This is a genomic window from Pseudoalteromonas sp. S1612 (assembly GCF_005887175.1).
Lineage (GTDB): Bacteria > Pseudomonadota > Gammaproteobacteria > Enterobacterales > Alteromonadaceae > Pseudoalteromonas > Pseudoalteromonas undina.
Genome location: NZ_PNDH01000048.1, coordinates 45,692 through 54,103 on the forward strand (window position 1 = coordinate 45,692; position 8,412 = coordinate 54,103).

Here is an 8,412-nt window from a genome sequence, read left to right on the forward strand (position 1 = left end):
AACAGTTTTGCATCTGGGTGTTTATTGTTAGTATGGATTAATTAATCACTAATGTAGTAATGCAATGAATTTATTGAATAAAAAAAGAGCTAACAGGCTGTTGATGGGGTTTTTGGTAGGCAGTATTTTTGCCTCATTTAAGTTATTGGCTAACCCCACACCTGTAGGGCTTTGGAAAACCATTAATGAAGACACCAAAGAAGCAAAGTCTTATGTACGCATTACTGAGCATGATGGCGTACTGACTGGCAAAATTGAAACAATACTCAATAAAGCCAAGCAAGATGCGCTTTGCAGCGAGTGTGGTGGTGATAAAAAGAATCAGCCGATGCTAGGCATGACCATTATTGAAAACGTAACTTATGCAGGTGACGGTAGTTGGGAAGACGGTGAAATACTCGACCCAAATAACGGTAAAACCTACAGCGTGCGTTTAACTCCGCAGCAAAATGGCGAAAAACTTGAAGTGCGTGGTTATGTGGGCTTTTTTTACCGTAACCAATACTGGTTAAAAGTAGAGTAGTTAAATATTAAAAAGCGCTGCATGGCAGCGCTCTTTGCAAGAGCGCAAAGTTACAGGGTTTCAGCGTACTCTGTCATCACTTGTTCTACCCAAGTGGCAATACGCTCGTCGCTTAGCTCGTACTGACTATCTTCATCAAGGGCTAAACCAACAAATTGTTTACCGTCTTCGGTAAGGGCTTTAGAGGCTTCAAATTCGTAATTACTGTCGTTAGGCCAAAAGCCAAGTTGAGTAATGGCTTGGGCATTTATTTCATCATGAAGCATGCCTAATGCGTCTTGAAACCATTGGCCATATCCTTGCTGGTCGCCCATACCAAATAAGGCTATGGTTTTACCATTTAGGTCAACGTCTTTTATGTCGTCCCACTTTGATTCCCAATCTTCTTGAATTTCGCCAAAGTCCCACGTAGAAATACCAAAAATGATAAAGTCATATTGCTCAGCGTTTTTAAGCGGCTCGTCTTTAATATTATGTAAGCTGACAATGTCGGCGCCTATAATGTCGCGTATTTTTTCTGCCGCCATTTCGGTATAGCAGGTAGTAGAACCAAAAAATAAACCAATCTGCATCGTATTTATCACTGTGTAATTGCCTGTTATGATAGGCTCAAGTTTACCGTAAGGTATTTTTAATTGATACCTTCTCCCGTGGTATTACCAACATGAGATCACAACGTGACAACGCTATCTGACGATTTACCTGAACAAAATAATGAGCTAAGCAGCAATAGCGACTTTTTAGAAACCTTTCTTGATAGCCTCTATTTAGAGCAAGGCGTAAGTGAAAACACGCTGAGCGCTTATCGCAGTGACTTAGATAAGTTTTGCCAATTTTTAAAAGGCGAAAACTTAATGACGGTAACCAGCCTCGACGTTGAAAGTTACTTGGCACATCGTGTTGATTTAGGGCTAAAGCCACGCAGTACTGCACGCAGTATTAGTGCATTAAAACGTTTTTATCAGTACTTTGTACGCGAAAAAATAATTAGCGATTCACCTATGGTCAATATTGCTCAGCCTAAAGCGGGGCAGTCGTTACCAAAAACGCTTTCTGAGGCTGAAGTAGAGGCGCTATTAAGTGCCCCCAATATTGAAGAGCCAATGGGGCTGCGCGACAAAGCCATGCTCGAGCTCTTGTATGCAACGGGTTTGCGGGTAACTGAGCTGGTAGGGCTGAGAATGGAGCAAATAAATTTGCGCCAAGCTGTGGTGTTTGTAAAAGGTAAAGGAAATAAAGAGCGATTAGTGCCTTTAGGTGAAGAGGCTATGTATTGGCTGGAGCAATTTTTAAAGCTTGGGCGAGCACAAATGATAAAACACGCCACCGATTTTGTATTTCCCTCTAAACGTGGGGTGGGCATGACACGACAAACTTTTTGGCATCGGATTAAACACTATGCTATTTTGGCATCCGTTGAGTCGCCGTTATCGCCCCACACCTTGCGACATGCATTTGCAACGCATTTATTAAATCATGGGGCTGACTTGCGTGTGGTGCAGATGATGCTTGGCCACAGCGACCTATCAACTACCCAAATTTATACGCATGTAGCGAATGAGCGATTAAAATCGGTGCATGCTGAGCATCATCCTCGTGCTTAAGCGAATTTTTTTGTCACTAAGCCGGTCATATAGACACGATAAGATAAGTATTTTTAGGATAGAGAACCCGTTATGAAAAAATTAATGTTAGCAGGTGCCATGTTGTGCACTAGTTTGAGCGCTTTTGCTAATGGTGTTGCAGTAACACCCGATGCCAATGATCCTATCGTGACAAAATTTGCCGCGCTAGGAGTAACTGTTAAACAAATTAACCCAAGTCCGGTTGCGGGCTTAAAAGAATTGATCACCAATAAAGGGGTGCTGTATGCAAGCCCTGACGGTCAGTTTTTAATGCAAGGTACGCTAATCGATTTAAACAACCGTAGTAATTTAACTGAGCAAGCACTTAATGGTGTGCGTCAATCAGGGTTAAAAGAATACGAAGATTCAATGATTGTGTATAAAGCGCCAGAAGAAAAACACAGCATTACCGTGTTTACTGATATTAGCTGTGGTTACTGTCGTAAATTACACCGTGAGCTTGATGACTTACTTGAGTCGGGTATTACGGTTAAATACCTAGCATTTCCACGTGGCGGCCTGCAAGGATCAGGTTATGCCGATTTAATGAATGTGTGGTGTGCTAAAGATCAGCAAGAAGCACTTACTGAAGCTAAATCTGGTGCAGATACACAAATTGTAAAAGACTGTAGCGCACCCGTTGCAGAGCATTACCAATTAGGGCAAAGCTTTGGCATTAGTGGTACACCGGCTATTATTTTAGAAGATGGCACGATGATCCCAGGCTACCAACCAGCTGCCGCATTAAGCGCTGCGCTTGAGGCGAATAAAGCAGGTTAATTAAAAACCTGAGTACCTGTTTAAAAAGGCCTTTATGGCCTTTTTTTGTCTTTTTGTTATGAATATCATAAGTTAAAAACCAGCATGAAAAAAATGATCATTGCGCGAGAACCCGTTGACGACTCTCATCTACCTAGTCATCTACATCCTGTTATTAAGCAAATTTATGCCACGCGTAACGTCTGCCATGCTGATGAATTAAATAATAGTGCGGCCACTTTGCTCGACTTTAAGCTATTTAAAGATATAGACAAAGCCAGCCAACTATTAATTGATGCACTGCATGCACAAAGTAAAATACTAATTGTTGGCGATTTTGACGCCGATGGCGCAACCAGCACCGCCACCTTAATGCAAGGGTTGGCCATGTTTGGCTTTACCCATTTAGATTATTTAGTGCCAGACCGCTTTAGTTTAGGTTATGGCTTAAGCCCAGCATTGGCTGAGCAAATAGTCACTATGCAGCCCGATTTAGTGATCACCGTAGATAACGGTATATCGTGTATTGCAGGGATTGATATTGTTAAAGCCGCAGGCATTAAAGTGCTGGTTACAGATCATCATTTACAAGGCGAGCAACTGCCTAATGCCGATGCTATTGTTAATCCTAATCGTCATGACTGTGATTTTCCCTCTAAGTCGATAGCTGGTGTTGGTGTGGCGTTTTATTTGCTTATCGCATTGAGAAGTGCGCTGCGTGAACAAGGCTACTTTAACCAACATCCTATGCCAAATATTGCTGACTTACTCGATATTGTAGCCCTTGGTACGGTGGCCGATGTGGTGGCTCTGGATGCGAATAACCGTACGTTAGTGCATCAAGGCTTGGCACGTATTCGAAGTGGTAAAACCCGCCCAGGTATCACCGCACTGATTGAAGTGGCTAATCGCAATGCAGCTCGTTTGAGTGCCAGCGATTTTGGCTTTTCATTGGCGCCACGTTTAAATGCAGCAGGGCGTTTAGATGATATGAGCCTAGGTATAGCTTGCTTACTTAGCAACGACATAAATCAAGCAAGGCGCATAGCCGGTGAGCTTGACAGCTTAAACTTTGCCAGACGTGAAATTGAGCAAGGCATGCAAGTAGAAGCGCAAGCCGTGCTCGATAGATTGGCATTTAAAGAAGATAGTGTGCCTGATGCTATTTGTTTATATCAAGACGATTGGCACCAAGGCGTTATTGGTATTTTAGCGGGGCGCTTAAAAGAAAAATACCATCGCCCAACTGTGATATTTGCGGGTGGCGAAAATGGTGAAATTAAAGGCTCATGTCGCTCTATTGAAGGTTTACATATGCGCGACCTGCTTGAAGGTTTAAACACTGCGCAGCCTGGTTTAATTAATAAATTTGGCGGCCACGCAATGGCGGCAGGTTTAAGTATTAACGAGCAGCAATTTGCTGAGTTCAAACGCGCATTTGATAGTGCAGTTAGCGAGCAACTCAGTGAAGAAAGTAAACGCTGTATTGTATTTACCGATGGTGAGCTACCTAATGATTGCTTTAGCATGGATTTTGCCCAGCTTTTAAAACAATCGGGCCCGTGGGGGCAGCAGTTTCCTGAGCCGATATTTGAACACACCTTTGAAGTAATCCAGCAGCGTATTGTGGGTGAAAAACACTTAAAGCTGGTATTAAAGCATCAGTCTGCACGCTTAGTGGATGCCATTGCCTTTGGGATAGATGTAAAAGCGTGGCCAGATACCGAGGCGCAGTTTGTCAAAGTAGCGTATCAGCTCGATATAAATGAATTTAGAGGTAAATTTAGCTTACAACTGATAGTTAGAGAGCTTGAAAAAGTGGGCTAAAAAATATCTTCAAACCATGCATAAAAGGCTAATAAAACGCGCGGTTTTTTGTTAAAATCGGGCGTTTTTATTATTTAATGATTTTTAATTGCGCTCGGTCTCTTTTTTAAGTGCGCAATAACCTAGCCATTTTGGAGTAATGTACATGTTTGAAGTGAATCCTGTGATTAATCAAATCAAGGAAATTCGCGAACGTACTGAACTGCTTCGGGGGTACCTTTGACTACGCTCTTAAACAAGAACGTTTAGAAGAAGTTAACGCCGAACTTGAAGATTCAGCCGTATGGAATGAGCCTGAGCGCGCACAAGCCCTTGGTCGTGAAAAGTCAGCACTAGAAGCCGTGGTTGAAACAATCGATAACCTTGTTGCTGGTACTGACGATGTTGAAGGTTTAGTAGAGCTTGCTGTTGAAGCTGAAGATCAAGACACCTTTGATGAAGCACAAAGCGAACTAGCTGATTTAAACCAGCAGCTTGAAGGGCTTGAGTTTCGTCGTATGTTTTCAGGCTCTCACGATTCAAACGATGCCTACCTTGATTTACAATCAGGCTCTGGCGGTACTGAAGCACAAGACTGGTGTAATATTTTACTGCGTATGTACTTACGCTGGGGTGAAGCAAAAGGCTTTAAAGTAGAGCTTGTTGAAGCGACCGATGGCGATGTTGCTGGTATTAAAGGCGCAACGGTACGTTTTTCTGGTGAGTATGCATATGGTTGGTTACGCACTGAAACAGGCGTACACCGCCTAGTTCGTAAAAGCCCATTTGATTCAAGTGGCCGTCGTCATACTTCGTTTGCATCTGCGTTTGTTTACCCAGAAGTTGATGACAACATTGAGATTGATATTAATCCGTCTGACTTACGTATCGACGTTTACCGTGCATCAGGCGCGGGTGGTCAGCACGTAAATACCACTGAATCGGCAGTACGTATTACCCACGTACCAACCAATACCGTGGTGCAGTGTCAAAACGAGCGCTCGCAGCATAAAAATAAAGCCCAAGCAATGAAGCAGTTAAAAGCGAAATTATTTGAGCTTGAGCTACAACAGCAAAATGCTGAAAAGCAAAGCCAAGAAGACAACAAGTCTGATATTGGCTGGGGAAGTCAAATTCGTTCATACGTACTTGATGACTCGCGTATTAAAGATTTACGTACTGGCGTTGAAAACCGTAACACTCAAGCGGTACTCGATGGCGACCTAGATAAATTTATTGAAGCCAGCTTAAAATCTGGTTTATAACCACCAAGCTAAAAAAGAGCTAAAAAATGACTGATCAAATCCAAGACGAAAATAAGTTAATCGCTGAGCGTCGCGGCAAATTAGACGCTATTCGCGAAAATTGCCCAGCCAACGGTCATCCAAACCAATTCCGTCGTGAGCATTACACGGCAGATTTGCAGGCTGAGTTTGGTGATAAGAGTAAAGAAGAGCTAATCGAATTACAGCACGTAGTATCGATTGCGGGTCGTATTCTTGCTAAACGTGGTCCATTTATGTCTATTCAAGACATGAAAGGCCGTGTACAAGCATATGCCTCAAAAGACGTTCAAAAAGATTTAAAAGCAAAATATGGTCAGCTTGATATTGGCGATATTATTGGTGTTAAAGGCGCATTGAACAAATCAGGTAAAGGCGATTTATACGTAGAAATGACAGAGTACGAGCTGCTGACTAAGTCACTTCGCCCACTACCAGAAAAATTCCATGGTTTATCAGATCAAGAAACTAAATACCGCCAACGTTATGTTGATTTAATTACTAACGAAGCAACGCGTGAAACATTCCGCATTCGCTCACAAGTAGTTGAAGGCATTCGTCGCTTTTTAGCAGACCGCGATTTTATGGAAGTAGAAACGCCAATGCTGCAGGTTATTCCTGGTGGCGCGACGGCACGTCCGTTTGTAACACACCACAATGCGCTTGATATCGACATGTACTTGCGTATTGCACCAGAGCTTTACTTAAAGCGTTTAGTGGTAGGTGGTTTTGACCGCGTATTCGAAATTAACCGTAACTTCCGTAACGAAGGGTTATCGACACGCCACAACCCAGAATTCACTATGATTGAGTTCTACCAAGCGTATGCTGACTACATTGATTTAATGAACATCACCGAAGACATGTTACGTACAGTTGCAACTAACGTACTGGGCAGCCCAATTGTGGTTAACACCACTAAAGATGAAAACGGCGAAGTTGTTGACTCAGTAGAGTACGACTTTGGTCAACCGTTCACGCGTTTAAGCATGGCAGATGCTATCTTAAAATATAACCCAGAGTTTGATGCCGCGGTATTTAACGACCCAGAAAACCACTTTGAAGAATTAAAAGCGTACGCTAAACAAGTACACGTTAAAATTCCTGAAAACTGCGTATGGGGCCCAGGTAAGTTCTTATGTGAAATATTTGAAGAAACGGCTGAGCATATGCTTATTCAACCTACATTTATCACAGGCTACCCGTGGGAAGTATCTCCACTTGCACGTCGTAACGACGAAAATCCATTTGTAACTGACCGTTTTGAGTTTTTTGTTGGTGGCCGTGAGCTTGCAAATGGTTTCTCTGAGCTTAACGATGCACAAGATCAAGCAGAGCGTTTCACGCGTCAGGTTGAAGAGAAAGACGCTGGTGATGATGAAGCAATGCATTATGACGAAGACTACATTCGCGCACTTGAGTATGGTTTACCACCAACGGCAGGTGAGGGCATTGGTATTGACCGTTTAGTAATGCTATTTACTGACTCATCAACTATCAAAGATGTTATTTTATTCCCGCACATGCGCCCACAAGCTGACTAAGCTTGAAGGAATAAACTAAAAAATTATTAACGCCGCTAATTAGTGGCGTTTTTTTTGCCCTATTGTTTGTGAGACATTGCTTAAACTTTCCATTAGGGCTTTTAATTAATAAGTACTACACTGATAATGAAGTGTAAGTATAAAGGGGTGTTAACCTTTAATTCAGTTTCATTATCATAAAGTTGCCTCACTGCTTAGCAACATTAAAGCAGTGCTATAACTTTTTGGTATGATTGTTTTTTAAACATTATGTTGTATTTATGTGAATTTTTTAGCTAAAATATGGCCGAAATTTGTACACGGTCATTCTTAGTCGTAAAAAATAAAAATTTCTAAAGGACTTAGATAAATAATATGAAAGTTAAACAAGTAGAATCTTTACCCGATGAGAGTACCACTGAGCAACAGCGACAAGCTTATTACCGCGCGTGCATTGCCGAGTTTCAAAAATTGGGCTACCAAGAGCAATATCTTGCTGAACTTACGGATGAACTAGTGCCAGTGATGGGTGTAAACTCAAGCACTCCAAATACCTAACCTGATCAATTTTCAAACTAATTACACTTTAAAACCAGACATATGTGCAATCTATAGCCATATAGTCACTTTTGTCAGAAAAGTGTTTGACATATTTTCTGAAATCTTTATTATACGCCCCACAAGACGGAGAGGTGTCCGAGTGGCCGAAGGAGCTCCCCTGCTAAGGGAGTATAGAGTTTGTAGCTCTATCGAGGGTTCGAATCCCTCCCTCTCCACCATTTTTTAAATGGCGAAATCTTGTAAACGTAAAGATGGGCGCATAGCTCAGCTGGATAGAGTACCTGGCTACGAACCAGGCGGTCGGAGGTTCGAATCCTCCTGCGCCCACCACT

General features: G+C 42.3%; 8 protein-coding genes and 2 tRNA genes. 9 read left to right on the forward strand and 1 reads right to left on the reverse strand.

Annotated features, from left to right (window positions below; translation table 11 throughout):
* Positions 1-64 precede the first annotated feature (64 nt).
* Positions 65-523 carry a DUF2147 domain-containing protein gene (locus CWB78_RS15625; protein ID WP_138596393.1) on the forward strand — a complete coding sequence of 153 codons (459 nt, stop codon included), beginning with the start codon at positions 65-67 and terminating at the stop codon, positions 521-523.
* Positions 524-573: 50 nt separating this feature from the next.
* Here CWB78_RS15625 and fldB read toward each other — a convergent pair whose 3' ends face one another.
* Positions 574-1,095 carry a flavodoxin FldB gene (gene fldB, locus CWB78_RS15630; protein WP_008467792.1) on the reverse strand — a complete coding sequence of 174 codons (522 nt, stop codon included), beginning with the start codon at positions 1,093-1,095 and terminating at the stop codon, positions 574-576.
* Positions 1,096-1,200: 105 nt separating this feature from the next.
* On the opposite strand from fldB, the gene xerD reads away from it, so the two are divergent.
* The 8 genes from xerD to CWB78_RS15670 all read left to right on the forward strand — a co-directional run bounded on the left by xerD (position 1,201) and on the right by CWB78_RS15670 (position 8,410).
* Complete coding sequence (gene xerD, locus CWB78_RS15635) at positions 1,201-2,127, forward strand: site-specific tyrosine recombinase XerD (RefSeq protein WP_138570359.1); 927 nt, start codon at positions 1,201-1,203, stop codon at positions 2,125-2,127.
* Positions 2,128-2,199: 72 nt separating this feature from the next.
* Positions 2,200-2,928 carry a bifunctional protein-disulfide isomerase/oxidoreductase DsbC gene (dsbC, locus tag CWB78_RS15640; protein ID WP_010391520.1) on the forward strand — a complete coding sequence of 243 codons (729 nt, stop codon included), beginning with the start codon at positions 2,200-2,202 and terminating at the stop codon, positions 2,926-2,928.
* Between the two features lie 84 nt (positions 2,929-3,012).
* Positions 3,013-4,734 carry a single-stranded-DNA-specific exonuclease RecJ gene (gene recJ, locus CWB78_RS15645; protein ID WP_055012546.1) on the forward strand — a complete coding sequence of 574 codons (1,722 nt, stop codon included), beginning with the start codon at positions 3,013-3,015 and terminating at the stop codon, positions 4,732-4,734.
* Between the two features lie 145 nt (positions 4,735-4,879).
* Positions 4,880-5,978 (forward strand): peptide chain release factor 2 gene (gene prfB, locus CWB78_RS15650; protein ID WP_109874146.1). Its coding sequence is split into 2 segments (ribosomal slippage): positions 4,880-4,954 and positions 4,956-5,978, totalling 1,098 coding nucleotides; the frame shifts between segments, so codons are not numbered across the junction.
* A gap of 26 nt (positions 5,979-6,004) precedes the next feature.
* On the forward strand, positions 6,005-7,540 hold the full coding sequence (lysS, locus tag CWB78_RS15655) for a lysine--tRNA ligase (protein ID WP_010391516.1): 1,536 nt from the start codon (positions 6,005-6,007) through the stop codon (positions 7,538-7,540).
* Between the two features lie 354 nt (positions 7,541-7,894).
* A complete protein-coding gene (locus tag CWB78_RS15660) occupies positions 7,895-8,077 on the forward strand; it encodes a hypothetical protein (RefSeq protein WP_010391514.1) in 183 nt (60 codons plus the stop codon).
* Between the two features lie 128 nt (positions 8,078-8,205).
* Positions 8,206-8,298: transfer RNA gene (locus CWB78_RS15665), tRNA-Ser, on the forward strand.
* A gap of 35 nt (positions 8,299-8,333) precedes the next feature.
* A tRNA-Arg gene (locus CWB78_RS15670) sits at positions 8,334-8,410 on the forward strand.
* Positions 8,411-8,412: the final 2 nt, after the last annotated feature.